At 57.5% G+C, this 22,416-nt stretch carries 22 protein-coding genes and 1 tRNA gene; 5 read left to right on the top strand and 18 right to left on the bottom strand.

Annotated elements, in window-relative coordinates; genetic code table 11:
- Positions 1-1,065, top strand: coding sequence for a tyrosine-type recombinase/integrase (locus ACIPF8_RS01845; protein ID WP_400416781.1), 1,065 nt, complete (start codon positions 1-3; stop codon positions 1,063-1,065).
- A 100-nt stretch (positions 1,066-1,165) separates the two neighbouring features.
- On the opposite strand, the gene ACIPF8_RS01840 is transcribed toward ACIPF8_RS01845, so the two are convergent.
- The 8 genes from ACIPF8_RS01840 to mltG form a co-directional block, all read right to left on the bottom strand.
- Positions 1,166-1,255, bottom strand: a tRNA-Ser gene (locus ACIPF8_RS01840).
- A gap of 92 nt (positions 1,256-1,347) precedes the next feature.
- The gene (gene hemW / locus ACIPF8_RS01835) at positions 1,348-2,610 is read right to left on the bottom strand and encodes a radical SAM family heme chaperone HemW (protein ID WP_061533615.1); all 1,263 of its coding nucleotides are present in this window, start codon (positions 2,608-2,610) and stop codon (positions 1,348-1,350) included.
- Positions 2,607-3,191 (bottom strand): RdgB/HAM1 family non-canonical purine NTP pyrophosphatase, encoded by a 585-nt coding sequence (rdgB, locus tag ACIPF8_RS01830; RefSeq protein ID WP_400416780.1) that lies wholly within the window; start codon positions 3,189-3,191, stop codon positions 2,607-2,609. The genes hemW and rdgB overlap by 4 nt, the downstream gene beginning before the upstream one ends.
- Before the next feature lie 220 nt (positions 3,192-3,411).
- Complete coding sequence (locus tag ACIPF8_RS01825; RefSeq protein ID WP_400416779.1) at positions 3,412-3,909, bottom strand: GNAT family N-acetyltransferase; 498 nt, start codon at positions 3,907-3,909, stop codon at positions 3,412-3,414.
- Positions 3,910-3,948: 39 nt separating this feature from the next.
- Positions 3,949-4,329, bottom strand: a complete 381-nt coding sequence (locus ACIPF8_RS01820) for a PilZ domain-containing protein (RefSeq protein WP_061535318.1) — start codon at positions 4,327-4,329, stop codon at positions 3,949-3,951.
- A 17-nt stretch (positions 4,330-4,346) separates the two neighbouring features.
- Positions 4,347-5,390: a DNA polymerase III subunit delta' gene (locus ACIPF8_RS01815; RefSeq protein ID WP_061533618.1), complete on the bottom strand. Its 1,044-nt coding sequence runs from the start codon at positions 5,388-5,390 to the stop codon at positions 4,347-4,349.
- A gap of 69 nt (positions 5,391-5,459) precedes the next feature.
- Positions 5,460-6,083, bottom strand: coding sequence for a dTMP kinase (gene tmk / locus ACIPF8_RS01810; protein WP_061533619.1), 624 nt, complete (start codon positions 6,081-6,083; stop codon positions 5,460-5,462).
- A gap of 82 nt (positions 6,084-6,165) precedes the next feature.
- Positions 6,166-7,146 (bottom strand): endolytic transglycosylase MltG, encoded by a 981-nt coding sequence (mltG, locus tag ACIPF8_RS01805; protein WP_400416778.1) that lies wholly within the window; start codon positions 7,144-7,146, stop codon positions 6,166-6,168.
- Positions 7,147-7,268: 122 nt separating this feature from the next.
- On the opposite strand from mltG, the gene ACIPF8_RS01800 reads away from it, so the two are divergent.
- From ACIPF8_RS01800 to ACIPF8_RS01785, 4 genes are all read left to right on the top strand, one after another.
- Positions 7,269-8,312 carry a YgfZ/GcvT domain-containing protein gene (locus ACIPF8_RS01800; protein WP_400416777.1) on the top strand — a complete coding sequence of 348 codons (1,044 nt, stop codon included), beginning with the start codon at positions 7,269-7,271 and terminating at the stop codon, positions 8,310-8,312.
- Positions 8,313-8,319: 7 nt separating this feature from the next.
- Entirely contained in the window at positions 8,320-8,613 is a 294-nt protein-coding gene (locus ACIPF8_RS01795; protein WP_400416776.1) for a DUF4936 family protein, read from the top strand.
- A complete protein-coding gene (locus ACIPF8_RS01790; protein WP_400416775.1) occupies positions 8,604-9,338 on the top strand; it encodes an NRDE family protein in 735 nt (244 codons plus the stop codon). Before ACIPF8_RS01795 ends, ACIPF8_RS01790 begins: the two co-directional genes overlap by 10 nt.
- A gap of 81 nt (positions 9,339-9,419) precedes the next feature.
- Positions 9,420-10,847 carry a CoA transferase gene (locus ACIPF8_RS01785; protein WP_400416774.1) on the top strand — a complete coding sequence of 476 codons (1,428 nt, stop codon included), beginning with the start codon at positions 9,420-9,422 and terminating at the stop codon, positions 10,845-10,847.
- A 43-nt stretch (positions 10,848-10,890) separates the two neighbouring features.
- On the opposite strand, the gene ACIPF8_RS01780 is transcribed toward ACIPF8_RS01785, so the two are convergent.
- From ACIPF8_RS01780 to ACIPF8_RS01735, 10 genes are all read right to left on the bottom strand, one after another.
- Positions 10,891-11,316, bottom strand: a complete 426-nt coding sequence (locus ACIPF8_RS01780) for a GNAT family N-acetyltransferase (protein ID WP_400416773.1) — start codon at positions 11,314-11,316, stop codon at positions 10,891-10,893.
- Between the two features lie 70 nt (positions 11,317-11,386).
- A complete protein-coding gene (locus ACIPF8_RS01775) occupies positions 11,387-11,815 on the bottom strand; it encodes a PaaI family thioesterase (protein ID WP_061537252.1) in 429 nt (142 codons plus the stop codon).
- A gap of 57 nt (positions 11,816-11,872) precedes the next feature.
- A complete protein-coding gene (locus ACIPF8_RS01770; RefSeq protein WP_400416772.1) occupies positions 11,873-12,184 on the bottom strand; it encodes a Dabb family protein in 312 nt (103 codons plus the stop codon).
- A gap of 240 nt (positions 12,185-12,424) precedes the next feature.
- Complete coding sequence (locus ACIPF8_RS01765) at positions 12,425-13,024, bottom strand: LysE/ArgO family amino acid transporter (protein WP_400416771.1); 600 nt, start codon at positions 13,022-13,024, stop codon at positions 12,425-12,427.
- Positions 13,025-13,072: 48 nt separating this feature from the next.
- Positions 13,073-16,051: a putative bifunctional diguanylate cyclase/phosphodiesterase gene (locus tag ACIPF8_RS01760; RefSeq protein WP_400416770.1), complete on the bottom strand. Its 2,979-nt coding sequence runs from the start codon at positions 16,049-16,051 to the stop codon at positions 13,073-13,075.
- A 131-nt stretch (positions 16,052-16,182) separates the two neighbouring features.
- Complete coding sequence (locus tag ACIPF8_RS01755) at positions 16,183-16,989, bottom strand: N-acyl amino acid synthase FeeM domain-containing protein (RefSeq protein WP_400416769.1); 807 nt, start codon at positions 16,987-16,989, stop codon at positions 16,183-16,185.
- A 205-nt stretch (positions 16,990-17,194) separates the two neighbouring features.
- A complete protein-coding gene (locus ACIPF8_RS01750; RefSeq protein WP_400416768.1) occupies positions 17,195-17,920 on the bottom strand; it encodes an ABC transporter ATP-binding protein in 726 nt (241 codons plus the stop codon).
- A gap of 1 nt (position 17,921) precedes the next feature.
- Positions 17,922-19,913: an ATP-binding cassette domain-containing protein gene (locus tag ACIPF8_RS01745; protein ID WP_400416767.1), complete on the bottom strand. Its 1,992-nt coding sequence runs from the start codon at positions 19,911-19,913 to the stop codon at positions 17,922-17,924.
- A 2-nt stretch (positions 19,914-19,915) separates the two neighbouring features.
- Positions 19,916-20,806: a branched-chain amino acid ABC transporter permease gene (locus ACIPF8_RS01740; RefSeq protein ID WP_400416766.1), complete on the bottom strand. Its 891-nt coding sequence runs from the start codon at positions 20,804-20,806 to the stop codon at positions 19,916-19,918.
- A gap of 230 nt (positions 20,807-21,036) precedes the next feature.
- Positions 21,037-22,200 (bottom strand): ABC transporter substrate-binding protein, encoded by a 1,164-nt coding sequence (locus ACIPF8_RS01735; protein ID WP_400416765.1) that lies wholly within the window; start codon positions 22,198-22,200, stop codon positions 21,037-21,039.
- Positions 22,201-22,416 lie beyond the last annotated feature (216 nt).

Genomic DNA, 22,416 nt, shown 5'->3' with positions numbered 1-22,416 from the left:
ATGCGGATGAGACCAAAATCGACCGGACGTGACCTTCCTCCACGAATGTTAAGGCGCGTTCGGCGTTTAAAGAGTGGGAAGGAATGGGTCGGCTACTATTACAACGGGCGCGATGAAGACGGCGCCCGCAAGGAAATACCTCTTGGCAGTGATCTGAATGAAGCCAAACGTAAGTGGGCTGAATTGGAGTGTGTGCCAGCGCCGGTCGATACGAGCATCATGCGGCACATTTTTGATCGCTATTTGAGCGAGATGTTATCCGGCAAAGCCCCCAGCACTCAGCGCGACAATACAGATGCAATAAGGCAATTGCGCAAAGGCTTTGATACAGCCCCTATTGACGCCCTCACCCCACAACTCATCGCTCGCTATCGCGACACAAGGTCAGCCAAAGTACGAGCAAATCGAGAAATCACTCTGCTGTCACATATCTTCAATATGGCGAGAGAATGGGGCTACACGGCGAAAGAAAATCCATGTCGGGGAGTACGTAAAAACAAAGAGGCTCCGCGCGATTTTTACGCTGACAAAGAAGTGTGGGATGCTGTTTATGCTGTCGCTGCAGAGGAATTGCGGGACGCCATGGACGTGGCTTACCTGACCGGCCAGCGCCCTGGTGATGTGCTCAAAATGATGTTAACTGATATTCGGAATGGCGCACTGGAAGTGCGGCAGGGTAAAACCAAGAAATTTCTTAGGATCATGCTTGAACAGGACGGCCTCAAGTCCGAACTTGGCCAGATCATTGATCGGATTCAATCGAGATCACGCAAAATTCATAGTCTATACTTGATTGCCACCCCAAAAGGACAGCCGCTTAACAAAGGAACATTGCGACTTCGGTTTGATTCTGCACGAGCAAGAGCCGCAGTAATAGCTGCCAAACGCAGTGACAACACGCTTGCGCAACGCATCAAACAATTTCAATTTAGGGACATTCGCCCCAAGGCAGCCAGTGAAATCCTGAGCTTGGACGATGCAAGCAAATTGCTGGGACACACCAAGCAGCAAATTACCGAAAAGGTCTACCGACGGGTAGGAGAAGAAGTAAAACCGACGCGATAAACACGTGACTTGCGGAAATAACTTTCCGCAAGTCCGGGAAAATCAGTGTTTTTGAGTAAGTTAAGCAATATCAAAAAACAGCCGGAACCCGCATAGAATATGGCGGAAGGTGTGAGATTCGAACTCACGAAGGCTTTAACACCTCGCCAGTTTTCAAGACTGGTGCATTCAACCGCTCTGCCAACCTTCCGGGAAGGCCGCCATTATACCCAATTTGCATGAATTTAACGACATTGGGCGTGGATTTTATTACTTTTCTATTGAAGAGAGCCCGCAAACGGCTCAATCCAGCAGAAACATTTGCTGCAAATCATTCAGGAAGCGGCGCCCCAACTCGGTCGGGCGGATGATTTTGTGATCGCGATACAGCAGCCCCTTGGCTTCGGCCTGGTTCAGGGACTTCTCGATGACGTTCAGCGCCAGGCCGGTGCGCTCACTGAACTGATTGACTTCAAAACCATTATTCAAGCGCAGCGCATTGAGCATGAACTCGAAGCCGAGATCGTCGCGGCCGATTTCTACCTCTTCCTGCACCACATTGCCCAAGCGGCTATGTTCCAGGTAAGCCTTGGGCTGCTTGTAGCGCATCTGGCGGATTACACGATGCGGGAAAGACAGCTTGGAATGGGCGCCGGCGCCGATGCCGAGATAGTCGCCGAATTGCCAGTAGTTGAGGTTGTGGCGCGCCTGGCGGCCAGGCTGGGCGTAGGCTGACACTTCGTAGTGTCCGTAGCCCGCGGCGCCGGTCTGGGCGCTGATCATGTCCTGCATTTCGGCGCTGGCGTCGTCGTCCGGCACTACTGGCGGGTACTTGGCGAAATAGGTATTCGGCTCCAGCGTCAAATGGTAAAGCGACAGGTGCGGCGGCGCGAAACCGATCGCGGTGGCGACATCTTGCCGCGCCTCTTCCAGAGTTTGCGACGGCAGCGCATACATCAGGTCGAGATTGAAATTGTCGAAAGTCGAATGCGCGATCTCGACCGCGCGACGCGCTTCGCCATCATCGTGGATACGGCCCAGCGCCTGCAGATGGCGGGCGTTGAAACTCTGGATGCCGATCGACAGCCGGTTGATGCCGCTTTGCCGATACGACTTGAATTTTTCCGCTTCGAAGGTGCCGGGATTGGCCTCCATCGTAATTTCCGCCGCGCCGTCCAGCGGCAACAACGAGCGTACATCAGACATCAGCCGATCCAGTCCGGCTGCCGACATCAGGCTCGGCGTGCCGCCGCCGATGAAGATTGTGTAGATCTTGCGGCCCCAGATCAGCGGCAGCGCCGCTTCCAGGTCGGCACGCAGCGCTGCCAGATATTCCTCTTCAGGAAAGCCGCCATCGCCCTTCGCTTCATGCGAATTGAAATCGCAATACGGACATTTTTTGACGCACCAAGGAAAGTGGATATATAGCGACAGCGGCGGCAACGCGCTCAGGCTCAATGCGCCCGGTTGCAGATAGGCCAGCGCGGCCTGGGCCGCAGCGGATGGCTTGTCTGCTGGCTGGCTCTTGGCTTGGCCCGGCATGCCGATAGGTTTGATAGGAATCATCGCAACTTTTCTACCAGTGCACGCAGCGCCTGGCCGCGGTGCGAAATCGCATTCTTTTCGGCGGCGCTGAATTCAGCCGCGGTTTTATTCTGCTCAGGCAGCAGGAAATACGAATCGTAGCCGAACCCGCCCTCGCCGCGCGGCGTATCGATGATGACCCCGTTCCAGCGGCCATCGGCAATCACAGGTTGCGGATCATTGGCATGACGCACAAACACCAGCACGCAATAATAATAGGCCGATTTATCGGCATGCGGTGCCAGATCGGCAACCAGTTTGCGGTTGTTCTCGGCATCGGATTTCGGCTCGCCGGCATACCGTGCCGACAAGACGCCGGGGGCGCCGCCCAGCGCGTTGACGCACACGCCGGAGTCGTCGGCCAGTGCCGGCAGACCGGTCAGGCGCGAAGCGTGGCGCGCCTTGGTCAATGCATTTTCGACAAAGGTCAGGTACGGCTCTTCCGCCTCAGGCACGTCGAACTCGCCCTGCGGACGAACGTCGAAATCGATCTGCGCCAGCAATTGGCCGAATTCTTTTAATTTACCGGCGTTATTAGAGGCCAGAACCAGGGTGCGTGACATGGGCAACTCGAAGCAAATTGGGGAAAGGCGGTACTTTAGCACCGGATGGCGATTACCGCCGGATCGGGACGATGTCGGCCTGAAGAAACAGCGCCATGGCGCCATAAAGTAATCAAACCAACAACAAATGGACGTGAATAGGCAAATTGATTGAAACCGGAGGGGAGCCAACGCCGGGGTCGGCGCCAGCCTCCCCCGTTATTTTGGAGCAGATCGACAGTTACGCGACGCGCTTGCCGAGGATCACCAGATCGCGCTCGATGCCATCCAAGGTAGCAACCCGGGGCATATTGGCCCAACGTTCGAAGCCGAAGGCATCAAACAATTTCAAGCTGGGCTGGTTATGGCCGAACACGAAACCGAGCAAGGTGTGCACGCCGATGGCCGGTGCATGGTCGATGGCTTGCCCCAGCAGGTAACGGCCAAGACCTTTACCGCGCGCATTTTCGTGGAGGTAAATCGACAACTCGGCAGTGCCCGCATAGGCCGGGCGACCGTAGAAATCGGAATAAGACAACCAGCCGAGGATGGCGCCGTCCTGCTCCGCCACCCATAGCGGCCGGCGCTCAGGATTGTGATGATCGAACCAGGCCTGGCGCGATTCGACCGAAACCGGCTCGGTATCGGCGGTCACTTCGCGCGAAGCGACCGTGCTGTTATAAATGGCGACAATTGCCGGCAAATCCTGCTGGTTTGCCAATCTGAAGCTGTAATCCATATGCTGTGTTCCGAAACTGTGTGAATCTGATGGTGAATTTTAGTAAGTATGTGTCGGCCGCGCCGAGCCCAATGCTGAGCCCAGCACTTCTTCGATACGTTTGCGCAGGCGCTGGCCGCTGTCGTCGTCAGGGAAATGCACGCCGACACCTTGCGCCTTGTTGTTATTGGCGTTCTTCGGTGTGATCCATGCCACCCTGGCAGCAATCGGATACTTGGCGGCGTCATCCATCAGACTCAGGATCAGATAGATCTCGTCGCCAATGCGATAGGTCTTGTTGGTCGGCACGAAGATGCCGCCGTTCGTCAGGAACGGCATGTAAGCCGCGTACAGCGCCGATTTTTCCTTGATCACCAGGGACAACACCGACGGCCTGGCCAGCTTGACCGGCTCGGGCGTGCTTATCGAGTTTTCTGCCATCTTGATCCTTTCAATATTCAAGCAAACATTGCGGCGTAATCAAGCAGCATCTCTTCAATGAAGAGCCGCGCCGAGAGCGGATGCTCCGCAATCGCCCGACGCTCGCCGGTCGCCTTCAAGGCCCGCAGCAAGGCGCCAGTTTCAACCTTGGCGGCCAGCGCTGCAAGCGCTTTCTCATAACGGGGATAATACCGGATTGTGCCGGACATTTTGAAAGAAAACAGGTCATACAGCCAGCGCTGCTGCCAGGCCACCAACTCGACAACCGGAGTTTTCTGCAAATGTTCCGCACATTTCAAGGCGCCATCGATGCCGGGCCGGGTCAAATGCTCCAGGAATTCATCGATCAGTTCCCGGCCGTCGCTCTGCGATTGCGCGTAAGCCGTCAACGGCGCGCCGCCCTGCTCCGCCAGCAAAGCATTCGCATCCGCTTCTTTTAAGCCCTGCTGGCGCAGCCAGGACAGCGCCTCTGCCGGCGAAGGCAGCGGCATGGCAAACTTGCGACAACGCGACAGGATCGTCGGCAGCAAGCGATCCAGGCTATTGGAACACAACAGGAACACGGTATTCGGCGGCGGCTCTTCCAGCGTTTTCAGCAAGGCATTGGCAGAGGCCGTATTCAACGCCTCGGCCGGATACAGCAACACCACCCGCTGGCCCTGCCGATGCGTCGAGATATTCATGAAACCGGACAAGGCCCGGACCTGGTCGATCTTGATTTCCTTGGACGGCGCCTTGGTCGCCTTGGCGCTCTTCTTGCCGTCGCCCGCCTCGCCGTCATCACCTTCACCGGCTTCGTCGCCATCGAGAATTTCCGGACGCACCCGGCGGTAATCTGGATGGTTGTATTGGACGAACCAGCCGCAGGAACCACAAGTACCACAAGCATGGCCATCGGCCTGCGGCTGCTCGCATAGCAACGACTGCGCGAACTGTTCCGCAAAAACAGTCTTGCCGATGCCTTCGGCGCCATGGAACAGGATCGCGTGCGGCAAGCGCGCCCGCATCTGCTGCAGCTGCTGCCAGACGCCTTCCTGCCATGGGAACAAAGAGTTACTCATTGATGTGTGCTTCGCTGATGGGCATGGTTGGCGTCAGTGTCATGGCGCAGTAATTGATTCGTCGACGCATCAGGCCGCCGGTCCTTGCAGTGCGGCGATGATCTGCGCCAGCTCCTGCTGGATCTCGGGAATCGTCCGGGTAGCATCGATGATGCGGAAACGTTGCGGAAACTGCGCCGCGCGGCGCAGATATTCAGCGCGCGTGGCGGCGAAGAAGTCGGCCTTTTCCTGTTCAAACTTGTCCAGTGTGCGCGTCGCATCGAGACGCATGCGCGCCACTTCCAGCGGCACATCGAACAGCAGGGTCAGGTCCGGTTGCAGATGCGGATGCACCCACTGCTCCAATGCCTCCAGTTTTGCCAGCGGCAATTGCCGGCCACCGCCCTGGTAGGCAAAGGTGGCGTCGGTGAAACGATCTGAAATCACCCAATCGCCGCGCGCCAGCGCCGGCTCGATGACTTGCGCCAGATGTTCGCGGCGAGCGGCGAACATCAGCATCGCCTCGGTTTCCAGATGCATCTTCTGATGCAGCAGCACTTCGCGCAAGGCCTCGCCTAGCGCCGTCCCGCCGGGTTCGCGCGTGGTGACGACATTCAGCCCGCGCGAGCGCAGCAAGTCGGCAACGAAACCGATATGGGTCGATTTGCCGGCGCCGTCGATGCCTTCGAATGTAATGAACTTTCCTGATGCCATTGCGTTGCCTATGTGTTCTTTAAAAAATCAACGGGATGATTCCGCGATGCAATCTTGTAATTATCGCCCATCGTCGACCGATCTACCGCTGATATTGATTTACCGCCTGGTTATGTTCATCCAGGCTGCTTGAAAAATGACTGCTGCCATCGCCCTTGGCGACAAAATACAGCGCATCGGTTTGCGCCGGATGCATGGCGGCCTCTATCGACTCGGCCCCTGGCAAGGCAATCGGCGTCGGCGGCAAGCCGGCGCGAGTATAGGTGTTATACGGCGTATCGGTGGTCAGGTCGCGTTTGCGGATCACACCTTGATACTGGTCGCCCATACCGTAGATCACAGTCGGATCGGTTTGCAGCAACATGCCGATCTTGAGCCGGTTGACGAACACACCGGCAATCGTATTGCGGTCGGCGCGGCGGCCGGTCTCTTTCTCGACGATGGACGCCATGATCAGGGCTTCGTATGGGGTCTTGTAAGGCACCGAGGCGTCACGCCCTTCCCAGGCCTGGTTGAGGCGCTTGAGCAGCAGGTTGTGCGCCTGCTTGTAGACCTGCATGTCGCTGGAACCTTTGGCAAACAGATAGGTATCCGGGAAAAACAGGCCTTCCGGCATGCTGTAGTCAGGTGAAATCTTGGCCAGCAGCTCCGCATCGGACAACGCTGCCGTATCGTGCTTCAGCGACGCTTGCGCCGCTATCGCCTGGCGCATCTGGCGGAAAGTCCAGCCTTCGATCACCGTCAACGATTCCTGCGCAAATTCGCCGCGCACCAGTTGCGTCAGCAGGCGCAACGGTGTGGCGCCTGGCTTCAATTCATAGCTGCCGGCTTTCAGCTTGCCGCCTTTGCCGGTGGCGCGCGCCAGCAATTCCAGCAACTCGGGGTTGACGCCAACGCCCGCCTCATCAATTTGCTGTACGGAACTGGCCAGGCTGCTGCCCGGCTTGATCGTGAAAGGACGCGGCTGGCCGGCATCGAAAACTGGCTGTTTAGCCCAGTAAACCATGCCGCCGGCGGCCAGGCCACCCAGCAGGATCAAGCTCAACAATAGTTTTTTAAACAAGACTGGTCGCTCCAAACGGGTTCAGTGGATTCGCAAAACCGGGGTAAGCCCAACGCCTTTTTTGCGACATCACTATAATCAACCCAATATGATAATCGCTGAAATGAGATTGCCCACAATTTATGAATGAAATAACAAGTACCTGGCTGGATTTCCTGCAGCAACAAAAGCTCTCTACCGCGCCCGCACCTTTCGAGGCGAACCAGTCTTTTGTCGCCCCCTTGACCGATCTCGGCCTGATTGCACTGACTGGGGAAGACGCTGCCAGCTTCCTGCATACGCAGTTGACCAATGACGTTCAAGGCCTTTCGGCCGAGCAAGCCCGCCTGGCCGGCTATTGTTCGCCGAAGGGGCGCCTGCTGGCGACCTTCCTGATGTGGAAGACCGGCGACGCCATCCTGCTGCAGTTGCCGCGCAACCTGCAGGCAACGCTGCAGAAACGTTTGCAGATGTTCGTCATGCGCGCCAAAGCAAAACTGGCGGATGCCTCGGACAGCCAGGTCGTACTCGGCCTGGCCGGCAATGCCGTGGCCGCGACGCTGGCGCCGTGGTTCCCAGCGTTACCGACTAAACCCTACGCCAAGATCGACAACGACCACGGCACCTTGATCCGCCTCGCCGATGCCGAAAGTGCGCCGCGTTACCAATGGATCACCAGTCCCGACATCGCCATCGCCGCCTGGCCGCAACTGACGCAGAACCTGCCGGCAGCAGACGCCGGGCGCTGGCGCCTGACCGAAATCCTGGCCGGGGTTCCGCAAATCACGGCGCTGACGCAAGAACAATTCGTGCCGCAAATGATCAACTTTGAAGTTATCGGCGGCGTCAATTTCAAGAAAGGCTGCTATCCGGGGCAAGAAATCGTCGCCCGCAGCCAGTATCTGGGTAAATTAAAGCGCCGTGCCGTGCTGGCCGGCGTGGCGGCAATCGACATTGCCGCCGCAACCGAAGTATTTTCCAGCGCCGATCCTGGACAGCCGTGCGGCATGATCGTCAATGCTGAGGCCGACGGCGCCGGCCACAGCGCCTGCCTGGTGGAAATCAAACTGGCGGCGCTGGAAGAAGGCGGCAGCTTCCATCTCGGTTCGGCCGATGGGCCGCAACTGGAGATCGGCACGTTGCCGTATGTGATTACCGATGTCACCGCAACCGAGCAGCCGGCGTAAGCGCAGCATGAGCAACGATCTTTATATTTATTACCGGGTGGCCGCCGCCAACGCCCAGCAATTCGACAGTGCCGCCACGGCGATGCAAGCCGGCCTGTCACAGCAACACCGGGTCGCCAGCGCCCTCAAGCGCCGGCCCGAGATCGAGGATGATCGTCATACCTGGATGGAAGTGTATGCTTCAGTGCCGCCGGATTTTGCGCGCATTGTTGAACAGGCAGTAGTCCAGCATGGACTCACCAGGTTTATCGACGGTCCTCGTCATACTGAATTTTTTGTGAATATCTCATCATGTGCTTGATTGTTTTTGCCTGGCAAGTAGTTCCTGGTTCGCCGCTGATAGCCGCCGCCAACCGCGATGAATTCTATGCGCGCCCCAGCGCCCCTGCCAGTTGGTGGGAAGACCGTCCCGACATCTACGCCGGCCGCGATCTGCAGGATGGCGGCACCTGGATCGGCATCACCCGCAGCGGCCGTTTTGCCGCCATCACCAACGTTCGAGCGCCGGCGGAACGACGCAGCGATGCACCGACGCGCGGCAGACTGGTCGCGGACTTCCTCGACAGTAAATTGAGCGCAGCGGAATATGTCGCCCAAATCTCGTCGGATGCCGCCGGCTACAACGGCTTCAATCTGCTGATCGGCGACGGCAAGCAATTAATCTGGTATTCGAACAAGGGTGAAGCCGACCCGCGCAACGGCCAACCGTTGACGCCAGGCATCTACGGCATCTCGAACGCCTTGTTGGACGTGTGCTGGCCCAAGGTGGTGCGCACCAAGGCGCAATTCGCCAGCCTGCTGTGCCAGGGCGCGCCCGACGCCTGTTTCTTTGAAATGCTAACCGACACCACCCGCGCCGGCGATTGCCGCCTGCCATCCACTGGCGTCGGCATCGAGCGCGAACGCGTGCTGTCGTCGGTATTCATTGAATCGCCCGATTACGGCACCCGCGCTTCGACCCTGGTCAGGATCCAAGCCAACGGCAGCGCCATGCTGCATGAAAGAATTGTTCCCGTGCCACAGTAACGCCGTTGCGGTACTGGATACATTTAACACATCCACGCAAGCAATACGGGCAGCGCAGCCGATCCTTCAGGAGAGCCAAGCATGTCGTCATCGTCGATTCCGCATTCTGCGCAAACAACGCCTGATCCGCACCAAGCCTTGCGACAGGTATGGCACGCACTGGGACAAGCGGATGCCGCCTTGTCCCAGGTCTCGCTGAGCGGCAGCGATCCGGTTCTGCCTTCATCGTTTGCAGTCGGTACCGCTGCCCAGGTCAGCATTGCTGCTGCGGGATTGGCGGCATCTGAACTGTGGCACTTGCGCAGCCAGGTACGCCAACGGGTCAGCGTCGACATGCGCCATGCCGCGGCCGAGTTCCGCAGTGAACGCTACTTCCGCGTCAACGGCGCCAGCAGCGACGAAATCTGGGACAAGATCGCCGGCACCTACAGCTGCGGCGATGGCCGCTGGGTACGCCTGCACACCAATTTCCCGCATCATCGCGATGGCGTGTTGAAACTGCTGCAGTGCGAACACGATCGCGCAAGCGTCGGCCAGGCATTGCAAAAATGGGCAGCCGAAGATTTTGAAGATGCCGCCGCCAACGCCGGGCTGGTGGTGACTGCGATGCGTTCATTCGACGAGTGGGATCGTCATCCGCAAGGCCAGGCGGTACAAACCCTGCCGCTGCTGAGCATCGAAAAAATCGGCGATGCGCCGCCGCAAGCCCTGCCTGCGGCAGTGTTGCAGCGTCCTCTGGATGGTGTGCGCGTGCTCGACCTGACCCGCATCATCGCCGGGCCGGTCTGCGGCCGCACTTTGGCGGCACACGGCGCCGATGTCCTGCTGGTGACAGCGCCGCAATTACCCGCCATCGGTCCGTTGGTCATCGACACCGGACGCGGCAAACGCTCTTGCCAGCTAGACTTGCGACAGCCGGACGACCATCGGACCCTGAGTCACCTGCTGCATGACACTGACATCTTTGTGCAAGGCTATCGCCCGGGTGGATTGGATGCCTTGGGCTTCGGGCCGGCAGCGGCGGCAAAAAAACGGCCTGGGATCATTTATGTATCGCTATCGGCCTACGGCCATGTCGGCCCGTGGGCCGGAAGGCGCGGTTTCGATTCCCTGGTGCAGACCGCCAGCGGTTTCAACCATGCCGAAGCGCAAGCTGCACATAGCGAACAACCTAAACCATTGCCGATGCAAGTGCTGGATCACGCGGCCGGCTACCTGATGGCGGCGGGCGCCATGAGTGCGCTGGCAAGACGGGTAACCGAGGGCGGTAGCTGGCATGTGCGGGTATCGCTGGCGCAAACCGGGAACTGGCTGCGCCAGCTGGGCCGCATCGACAATGGCCTGGCGACAGCCGATAACGGTTTCGAACAAGTACAGGATCTGCTGGAACACAGCGATTCGGGCTTCGGCCGCCTGACTGCCGTCACGCACGCTGCGCAATTATCGGCAACGCCGGCTTACTGGGCGCGGCCTTCGGTGCCGCTGGGAACCGATGCAGTAAGCTGGTAAGCGAGCAGACTCCTAACCGATCACCGACTATAGAGTCCCGCGATTAATCGAATACGTGGCGCATGCAGATATGCGCAATCCCGGCTTCGTAGAATTCATCGCCGTCGCGGCTGAAACCATGGCGGCTGTAGAAAGCTTCGGCCTGGGTTTGGGCGTTGAGTACGACGGCCGTATCGCCGCGTTGCCGCGCTTTTTCCATCAATGCCTGCAAGATCGTCGCGCCAATTCCCTGGCCGCGCCCTGCGGCGCGCACCGCCATGCGCCCGATATGGCCATCAGGCAGCAATCGCCCGGTGCCGATGGCGTGCCCGGCCTCGTTGTAGGCAACTGCGTGCAGGCAATGCTCATCCATATCGTCCCATTCCAGCTCAACCGGAATTTTCTGTTCAATCACGAATACATCGAAGCGCACCGCGCGGGCATCGGCTTTCTGTACTGCCCAGTTATCTACTGTCAGATGAAATGTCATGGTTTAACTCGTGTGTATTTAACTCGTGTATTTAACTCATTCATGCAACTTGCCATGCAGGCATGCCGCGTCAGCCCGGCTTGATCTTAAGGGCGGCGCGTTGATGCCTGAGGTATTTGAAAGTGCCCATCGCTTTCGCCACCAGATGCTCGCCGTGCCATAGCTCAGCATCGCAAAAACACATGGTGGTGGATTGATGGAACGCCTTGCCTTTGGCCACCAGGCGCGCACCGCTTTGGCCGGCCGGTTGCAGGAAACTGGTTTTCATTTCGACCGTTACCGCGGCTTCAGCTTGCGGGTACAGGGAACGCCCGGCCAACGCCATCACCACATCCAGCATGGTCATCGACACGCCGCCATGGGTAACCTGCCAGCTGTTCATGTGATGCGGCTGCACAGTCAGCGCCAATTCGGCGGCGCCATCGCCCATCGAGACGAATTCGACGCCGAGGTGGCTCAGGAAGGGATTGTCGATCGGGAAAATATGCGAAGGAAACATCTGCGGGGTCAACGAAATGAATGATGGTCAGGCGCGGCTGACGGCGGCTGGATCAAATCAGCTCAGGTAATCCATGCACTGGCGCGCTTCGCGCACTGCAGCCACGAACGGCTTGATCGCCACATGGGTTGGATGCACCTGATAAGCATCCAAGGCTTCGGCAGATGCAAACTCGGAATTGAGCAAGACATCGTAGGTCGCTTCCAGACCAGGTTGCGCAATCACAGCCTCGAATTTCAGGATGCCAGGCACGATGTCCGCGCAGCTGTCCAGCAAAGCCTTGAGTTTCAACGCATTGGTCGCCTTGTCGGCGCCTTCCGCATGTTCTTTCAATTTCCAAAATACGATGTGTTTCAGGGTCGCGCTCATAAGAATCTCTGCTCAGCCAGGTAGTTGAAGTCGGTTTCAGCCGCCATTTTACATTCTCGCCAGCCCTTGCGTTCGCAAGTTGCAATATTGCCAAGGCAACATGAACACAAAGACATCAGGGGAGCTAGTAAAACCGTAGCGAACGCTGTCATGTCGGCAGGAGAAGCGCAGCCGTGCGAGAGTTCCGTGAGCATCGCAGTGTCGAGATGGCGGCGTGCAGCAGGTTTTTCGCGCTTCCCATTATTCGCTCAGCAATTTATAGGCAATCACCCACATCGTGATGCCGACCACAACCTCCAGCACACGCCATGACATCGGCCGTGCGAAAACCGGCCGCAACCAGGCCGCAGCGTAGCCGAGCGAGAAAAAGAAAACGAAAGACGCCAGCATGGCGCCGCCGGCAAACATTGCCTGCTCGCCGGGAAACTGTGTCGATATCGAACCAATCAGCAGCACCGTATCCAGATAGACATGCGGATTGAGCCAGGTCAGAGCGGCACAAGTCAGCAGCGTCGGCAGCAACGCTGCTTTCACATGCTCTGATTGCAGCAGCACATCCGATGACTTCCATGCCGCGATAAAGCTTTTGATGCCGTACAGGATCAGGAAGGCCGCGCCGCCATAACGCATGACGGCAATCAGCCACGGCGCCTGTTCGATGAGAATCGACAAACCCAGGACGCCCAGCAGTATCAGGATGGCGTCAGACGCGGCGCAGGTCAGGCAAACCAGGAACACATGTTCGCGCCTGAGTCCCTGTTTGAGGACAAAGGCATTTTGGGCGCCGATGGCGAGAATAAGCGAGAGACCGAGAGAAAAACCAGAGATTGCTGCGTTCATGAATGCATTGAAAAAGCTGCGGTATCGCTTACCACTGCGTTGATTTAATTAATGTAAGCCCGATGGCGGCAAATCGTCATCCTCGCCAACTGCCCAGGCCGCCCCGCCAACACGCCGGCTCGCCACGAAACGCAGCAACGCGGGATCTGTAATGAAACTGGCGGCCGACTGCGCAGTCAGTATGGCGTCAGGCGATTGCGGCGTGGCGACGATGTAACCTTGCACATAATCGACTCCGAGTTTCGCCAAGGCTTCGATCATCCTGCAATCTTCCACCCATTCGGCAATGCTCTTCATGCCCAGATTACGCGCCAGCTCGACGATCGCTTCCACAATCGCTTCATTCGCCGGATGCGTATTCATGCTTTGAATGAACGCGCCGTCAATTTTCAAGGCATCGGCCGACAGGCTCTTCAGATAGGTGAACGAGGTATAGCCAGCACCGAAATCGTCCAGCGCGACTTTGGCGCCGAGCGCCTGCAGGCGATCGATGAAGCGACCGGTATGTTCGAGATCGTGCAAGGCGACGCTCTCGGTGATTTCGATACAGAGCAACGGTACGACTTGCGGATGGCGATGCAGGATCGTGAAAATGTCCTGGACGAATTTCTCGTCGTTGAGCGAGGCTCCGCTCAAATTGACGCAGACGAATTTTGTCCGCTTCAGTTGAGACTGGTGTTTCGCCAGCCAATCCAGCACAGTCGACATGACCCAGCGATCAATCGCGCCAATATTGCCGTTCTCTTCTGCGGCGGCGACCACCTTGGTGGCCGGCACCACGCGGTTGTCGGCATCACGCAGCCTCAGCAGCACTTCGAAATTGAGCGATTCTTCCGGTTCGCGCAACGACATGATCGGCTGCATCTCGACGAACAGGCCGGCCGGCAGGAATTCGCCGCCCAGTTTTTCGATCAGGCTGAGTTCTTCCAGCCGCTCCAGGAAGACCGGCGCATTCTTGTGATACACCACAATATGTTCGTCATGCGCCTTCTTCGCTTCCCGGCACGCGCGGTCAGCCGCTGAAATGGCGTCTTGCACGCGCATGCTGCCATCCACTTCAATCAACCCGATCGATCCCTTCACCTGGAATGCGCGGGCGCCGATGTGGTACGACTGGTAGCTGATCTTCTGGACGATGGCCGAGCATATCGCCGTCGCATCTTCTATTTTGGTGTCCTGGAACAGGATGATGAATTCATCGCCGCCGATGCGGCCGATATGGCTGTTGCGATCCAGCGATTGCTCGACGCGATCGCACAACTGCTTCAAGACCTCGTCGCCGGATTGGTGTCCGAACAGGTCGTTGATCAGTTTGAAGCGATCCAGATCGAGATAAGCCAGGGCCAAGGGCCGATCAACGCATTGCCGTTCGATCGCCTGCTCCAACAGTATCTCTATGCCGCGCCGATTGAGCACGCCGGTCAATGGATCGTGTTCAGCAAGGAAGCGCAATCGCTCTACCGCCTGCGAACGGTCCGTGATGTCCTGCAACGAACCTTCGATCCGGCCATTGGCAAAGGTGGCTCGAACCAGATAGAAACTGGCTTTGCCGTCAGGGCCGGCAATCCCGCGCAATTCAGCTTCATTGCCGCCGGTTCCCGACACAATCTTGAGCAGCTTGTCGCGCGCACCGGGCTGGAAATAGTCATCCCATTTTTTCAGCTGCTGGTCGGCGCCCTCCCTTCCCAGGATTTTTTCCAGGGCGAGATTGGTGCGCACAAAGCGGCCATCCGCATCCAGCGTAAACAAACCGATTGGAGTGACCTCGTAGGTTGTCCGCAATTCGGCCTGGGCGATCGCCAGTTCGCGCTTCCCTGCCCGCATTTGTTCAGCGAAGGCAAACGATGCCATCAAGCTCGACAGCAACGCCGCAATCACATTGTTCGGCACTTCATCCAGGGTCTTGATGCCAAATGCCGCGGCAAACACTTCCTCAACCCTGGTAAACAACACCACGAACATGGAGGCGCAGTACCAGAGCACCGCCCGCGTACGGGCCAACCAGACAATCCGGGCCAGCAAAAACACCAATATGACAATCCCGACGACAGTCCAGACCCACAGGATCGGCAGAAACTGCCGGTATGGCAAAACCACTGCCGCCCCCAACAGTATCAAGCCAAGCCAGCGCAGGATATCCTGCAGGATTGCAAATCCGACCTGCTTCAACTCGGCTTGAAACAACCTGCCAAACAGAGTGAAGGTCACGATGTAGTACGTGGCGAAGGTGAACTGCCGCAACCAGGGTAGCCACTGATTGGGAATGGTCCAGACCAGCCAGTGGGCATCCCATCCCATGGCGTTGGCGCCAAGACGCAAGTTACCGAGCAGCCAGACGGCAAACAACACGTACATCCATTCGCGGTTGATCAGCGCCGCCACCAGCACGAACAAAGTCAGCGTCAGCAGGCCGCCCTCCAGCAAGCCTATGCCGCGATAGAACTCATTTTGCGATTGCTCAAACTCGGTGCTCTCCCACTGCCGCACCGAGATCCGTGCCGGCCCGGAAAAGGTTCCTTTGCAAATCACGTTGGTGGCGGCTGCAATATGCCCCAGCGTCAGGACGAATCCGGTCTTTTCGGCGCGGATCTGCCCCTCCAGCAGATCGCGGCTGCCGGCGCCCAGCAGGCGTTGTCCGGGCATTTCCCAGCAGCTTATCTGTTGCGCGTGCCTGGACGGCAGCTCAATTTCGGTTTGCGCATTTCCATCATTAGGCGATACCTGGAAAGAGAACCAGAATGGCGTCTCCAGCAATTGCGTGTCGCGATATGCCTGCAATGGCGTGTCAGCCAATTGCTGAAATGCCTGCTCAGGCAGCAGGCGCTGCCCGGGATCACTCAAGGCATGAAATAACGACGGACTCGGGTTGCGATGCCCAAAGCGGCTTTCAAGCGAGATAAACGCAATCACGGTCAGCACAATGATCAATGCCGGCACCAATACAACCGAAAAATAAAACCCGGCCCAATCGCGGGGCTTAAGGGCGGCAATACGGTTTTTCGGCGTATCGGCGTGAAATAACCACATAAACTTCGTATCCAGAGTGAGAGGGTTCTACTGTACTGTAAAAAAAAGACACATTTTTTATTTTTAACAATAGTACCCCCTCAATGCGGGACTTTAAGAAAACTGTCGGCTCTAAAATTTGATTGACCGACCTAACGTGTCCCGACTCCCCCATCTCTGGCAATACGGCTCCTGAGCAAGGATATTTGCTCGCCCATTGCATTCGGCGGCTGCTCGAGCATCAAATCAGGATGACGCATCTCGAACATCAAATCAAACAGCGGATGGGATGCAGCGGCCCAGCGCTCCCTGGCCGTCGCCACCTCAAAAGCCATTACCCGGTGCGGCAGATTGCCGACGTGTTGCATCGGAATAAACTCCCGCCCGGAAAAAACATCCCGGAACAGCAGCGCATCATATTGCCGATCCAGCGGGAAGCGCGCAGTAATCACCATCCAGTCGATTCCGTTTTCAACGCAATATTGGAAATAGGCTTTGAACAGCAAAGTCTTGACCACCTTGCCGGCCTGGCCGGAGCTCACGCCGAGCCGGGTTGCCTCCGCCAGGTGCCGCCCCTGCAACCACGGCGGCAAGGTTACCGACTGCTCCAATCCCAACGGGTGATAATGGTTTGTCTGAATGCGCATCGTCCCCAGCGGAGATCCATCGAGCTTCGACTCTGCAAGCAAGATGATCGTATCCTGCGCAAGATCAGCCTCTTCAAATCGAATCAGATTTTCGGCTAATTTCGGCAGGTGCCGGTTGTAGGCAGAATAGCGAATGCCGACCGCCTTCTGCAAGGCCTGTTCATCGTTCACTATCCTGATCGTAAATGGCAGGCGTTGCTCGGGCAGCGCCTTGGCCGCTGCCCTTCGCGTTGGCGCAGGTGAGTTGATAAAGCTGTGTTCGTCTACTTGGTCAGCTGTGGCTATTTCGTGAATTTCGTGGTCGAGTTTCATTTGGAGTACTCCGAAGTTGGACATGTGGTTGACCGTTTTATGCGTACATTGCATTACGGTATTGCCAGATTCTCACGTTCCGGACACTCTGGATTAGCTAAACCTCTTCAACTGTTGCCATTCTTGATCATCGACCTATCAAAGGCCGCCAGACGATTGCCTCAAGCCTCAAATACAATAATTAAAAGACAATTATTGCACCCATTTAGTGCTGCCCACCACCCAGATAAGCCGCCTTGACCGCAGGATCGTTCTTCAGCTTTTCGGCTGGACCGTGGACCGAGATTCGGCCGTTCTCCAACACATAGCCATAATCGGCAACGTGCAAGGCCGCAGCGGCGAATTGCTCGACCAGCAGCATCGTTACGCCCTCGGCCTTGAGTCGCGAAATAATGCGGAAAACTTCTTCCACCAGGATCGGCGCCAATCCCATCGAAGGCTCATCGAGCAGGATCACTTCCGGATTAAGCATGACCGCGCGCGCCATGGCCAGCATCTGCTGTTCGCCGCCGGAGAGCGTACCCGCCAGTTGATGCTGGCGCTCCTTCAAACGCGGGAACAATTCCAGCGCTCGCTCCAAATCAAGCTTGATGTCGCCGCGCGGACGCGACCGGGTGAACCGCGGAAAGGCGCCGAGCAACAGATTGTCGACCACGCTCATCGTTGCAAATACGCGCCGTCCCTCGGGCGAATGCGCCAGTCCGGCGCGGGCGATCTTGTGCGAATCGAGGCCGGTAACATCGACCCCGGCCAGGGTTACGCTGCCAGCCTTGGCCTTGATCATGCCGGAAATGGCGCGCATGGTAGTGGTCTTGCCAGCGCCGTTCGAGCCGATCAGTGTTACTACCTTGCCCTTCGGTACTTCCAGCGAAATACCGTGCAGCACCTCAACCTTGCCATATGCCGCGTGCAAATTGGAAATTGAAAGCATCTTAAGACCTCGCTGCGCTGGATGGGGATGACATGCTGCCGGCATCAACCTCAGCCGTTTCGCCGGCGCTGCCGCCAAGATAGGCTTCGATGACCTTCGGATCGACCTGCACCGCAGCCGGCTTGCCTTCGGCGATTTTCTGGCCGAAATCCAGCACCGTGACGGTATCGGAAATCGTCATCACCACGTCCATATGATGTTCAATCAGGATAATCGTGATGCCGTGTTGCCTGATCTTGTGGATGATCGCAATCAATTCCTTGATATCCGGCGCCGTCAATCCTGCCGCCGGCTCATCCAGCAACAGCAGTTCCGGATTGAGACCAAGCGCCCGGCCGATTTCCAGCAGGCGCTGCTTGCCGTAAGGCAGATTGCGAGCTTCTTCGGCCGCCAGATCGGTCAATCCGACAAATTGCAGGATACTGGCCGCGCGCTCCCTTGCACCTTGCTCTTCACGGCGATAGCGCGGCGTGTTGAAAATCACATCCAGCATGTTGCTGCGGAAGGTATGGTGCAAACCGACCAACACGTTTTCGGTGGCCGTCATTTCACCGAACAGCTGCACGTTCTGGAAAGTACGCGCCACCCCGCCCAATGCAATCGCCGATGGCGTCGCACCGGAAATCGTCCGGCCGTTGAACTCGACCTTGCCTGAGGTCGGCTTGTAGATGCCGGTCAGCACATTCATCATGGTGCTCTTGCCCGAACCGTTCGGTCCGATCAGGCCATGCACGCTGCCCTTGATGATATCGAGATTGACTTCGTTGAGCGCTTTGAGGCCGCCAAACTGCATCAGTATCTGTTTGCCGCTTAGCAGCGTAGTGCCGACCGCGCCGCTGCCACCGGCCACAGCCCAGGTATTTTCTTGATTGGCTGAAGCGGCTTTGGGCACCAGCTTTGCTGCTGCCGCGATCCGCTGGCCAAACAGGCCGCGCACGAAACCGACGATACCGTCCTGCAGGTAATACACCACGAACAGCGTCATCACGCCAAATATGGTGAGGCGCCAATCGGTGATGTTTTCCAGACGGTAGGCAAAAATCGCCATGCCGAGGGTAGCCGCCAGCGGCACCGCAACCTGGCGCGGCGTGCGGCGCTTTTTCCACAGCAGGAAAGCTGTCGCCAATACAGCGACCACTGCCGCCACGGTAGCGATCTGACGGAACAGGTCGATATCGGCCAGCAGGCTCGGCAGCATGACGACGATGAAGGCGCCGATCAGCGAGCCGATGCGGCTCTTGCGACCGCCCATGATCACCGCCAGCAGGAACAGGATAGTCAGCTCGAAGTTGTAGGTGTTCGGCGAAATATATTCTTCGGAGTAGGCGTACAAACTGCCGGCCAGGCCAGCCAGCGCAGCACTGATCACGAACGCATACACCTTGTAGCGATACACCGAAACGCCCATACAGTCGGAAGCGATCGGGCTATCGCGCAATGCCTGGAAGGCGCGCCCCAGATGCGACTTCACGATCCGGTGGACTACGATCAAGGACAGCACCATCAACCCGGCAACCAGGTAAAAATAGCCGACATCGCCCAACTGATAGCCGAAGAATGACGGCTTGTTCAGCTTGATGCCCATCGGCCCCTCAGTCAGGAATGACATTTCATTGATCAGGATCTGGATGATGGTGCCGAACGCCAGCGTGACCATCGCCAGGTAAGGCCCGGTCACACGTAATGCCGGCAACGCCAGGATGGCGCCGAAAATCGCCGTCACGACCAGGCTGGCCGGTGCCGCAATCAGAAATGGCCAGCCCAGCTTGAACACCAGCACGCCAGTCGTATAGGAGCCGATGCCGAACAGGCCGGCATGCCCCAGCGACACCTGGCCGGTGTAACCCACCACGATATCCAGGCCGAACAGCAGGATCGCGTAGATCAGGATGGTCTCTGCCAGATGGATGTAATACGGATTCGGAATAACCTGCGGAAACAACAACAGCAACAGAATGCCGACGATCGACAGTGCGAATAATTTTTTATTCATATTCACACCTTCTTGATGGCCGTCTTGCCGAACAGGCCGGCCGGCTTGATCGCCAACACCAGCAGCAACAGCAGCAACCCCGGCACTTCCTTGTAGCCGGTCGAGATGTAGAAGCCGGTCAGTGTTTCGGCGATGCCCAGGATCAGGCCGCCGACGATGGCGCCCATGCCCGACGTCAAACCACCGATGATCGCCACCGCAAAGGCTTTCAAGCCGAGCGCAGTGCCCATGGTGGCACCGGTCAGCGTCAACGGCGCCACCAGCACGCCGGCAAATGCCGCAGTCGCCGACGACAACGCATACGAGAACGTAATCACCATGCTGGTATTGATCCCCATCAGCCCGGCGGCGTCGCGATCATTCGAGGTTGCCACCACGGCCTTGCCGTAAATCGATTTGCGGTTGAACAGCTCAACGGCCAGCATCATCGCCAGCGCGCCCAGCACCACCACCACCTGCATCGGCTGGACATTCGCGCCCAGCACCTGGAACGGCGTCGCCGACAGCGGCGTCGGGAAAGTCAGATCGTCCTTGCCCCAGATATTTTCTGCAACGTTTTTGAAAATGATCGCCAGTGCGATGGTCGACATGATCCAGCCGAATTCGGATTTGATCTTGAGCGCAGGGCGCACGCCGATCCATTCGACCACCATGCCTTGCAGTGCGCCGAAGACGATCACCACCGGAATCATCAGCCAATAATTCAGATAAGGGCCGCCGTGGATATTGCCGACCAGGCTGAGGCCGACCAGCGCGCCGAGCATCAAGGCTTCGCCCTGACCGAAATTGAGGGTGCCGGAAGTGGCAAAAGTGAGTTGGTAACCGAAAGCGATGACAGCGTAGATCATCCCTAGCGCGATACCGCTAAAGACAAGTTGCAGCAGAATTTCCATGATATATATCCAAGAGACTGCGATCCAAGAGACCCCGCCAGGAAACTGCGAAACGCAGTATGGCAAAATCGACGATGCTGGTTGATGCGATAAAACCAGCCGCCCGCACATCGCGAGGGCTGGTCTTGAACGCCATATCGATCAAACGAATTGCCGGCAGATCATTGGAGAGCCGGCGGGTTGAACACTGACCCGCCAGCACCTGACTGATTTCCTGCCGGCCTATCCGATCACTTGGCTAATACCACGCGGCCACTCTTGACCTCGCCAATCACAACCATGTTCGGCTTGATTGCCTCGTGGTCGTCATGGGTGTAAGGCTTGTTGTAGCTGGTGACAACACCGTCAACGGTCGTGTTGAGGTTTTCCAGTGCTTCACGCACCTTGACGCCGTCGGTCGTGCCAGCCTGCTTGATTGCGGCGGCCAGCAGGTAAATCGAATCGTAGCCTTGAGCGGCCGACACCGGCGATGGAATGCGGTCAACCTTATAAGCCTTTTGATAGGCGTCGATGAAAGCCTTGCGCTTAGGCGTATCCGGGTCCTGGATGAAAGTTTGCGGCATGCGCGCACCTTCGCCATTTTTCCCGGCATTATCGATGAAGTTACCCATCGATAAAGTCCAGCTACCGATGATAGGTACGCGCCAGTTGAGTTTTTCCATGCCGTTGGCAATTTGCGCCAGTTCAGGGCCGATACCGTATGTCAGCACCACCTGTGCACCACCCTGCTTCGCCTTCAGCAACTGGGCTGTCATGTCGACATCTTTCAGGTTGTACTTTTCCACGGCAACCGGCTTGATGCCCTTGCTGCCCAACGCACGCTCCAGATCCTCGCGGCCGAGCTGGCCGTAGTTGGTTGAGTCGGCCAGAATCGCGACCTTGGTGTGTTTTTGACGGATGACCGCTTCGTCGACGATCATCGCCGACTGGATCGTATCGTTGGCGGCATTACGAAATACGTAGTTATCTTTATATTCCGGCGCGACGAACTGTTTGGTAACGATACTGCCGGTGGCAACATTGTCCATCACCGGAATCTTGGCTTCCTGGTAAAAACGCTGTGACGCCAGCGCGACGCCGGTATTGATGAAACCGACTGTGCCAACCACTTTTTCCTTGTTGATCAGTTCCTGGGCGATCTGCACTCCGCGTTCGTTCTTGGCTTCGTCATCGCGTTCGACCAACAGCAACTGCCGTCCCAACACACCGCCCTTGGCATTGATATCGGCTACCGCCAGCTTGACGCCGTCGCGCATCGACACACCCATCGGTGCGGAGCCGCCAGTGAAAGGACCTGTGACGCCGATCTTGATCGGTTCTGCCGCAATCGCGGCAGCCGACAATGACAAAGTGACGAGTGCAGCCGCCACATACGCTTTGGTTGTGTAATTCATGTCGTCCTCTTTCCTCTGTATTTTTTCTATTGATTGACGCCAGCTTCCGATGTCCGGGCAAGCCCTTGCACCGCACTACGCGTTCCCGCCTGCAGCAAATTTGTTGCCGTCTAAGATACAGACAGCCCCAGCATTTCAGGCCACCCTTACAGGTTCCTGACAGCAGTGGATCTATCGCAAGAGAAACTATCGACGGGCGGGTGTATCCATAGCGTT

It is taken from the genome of Collimonas sp. NPDC087041, assembly GCF_044745265.1.
GTDB lineage: Bacteria > Pseudomonadota > Gammaproteobacteria > Burkholderiales > Burkholderiaceae_D > Collimonas.
This window is presented reverse-complemented; position numbering and strand designations above follow the sequence as displayed.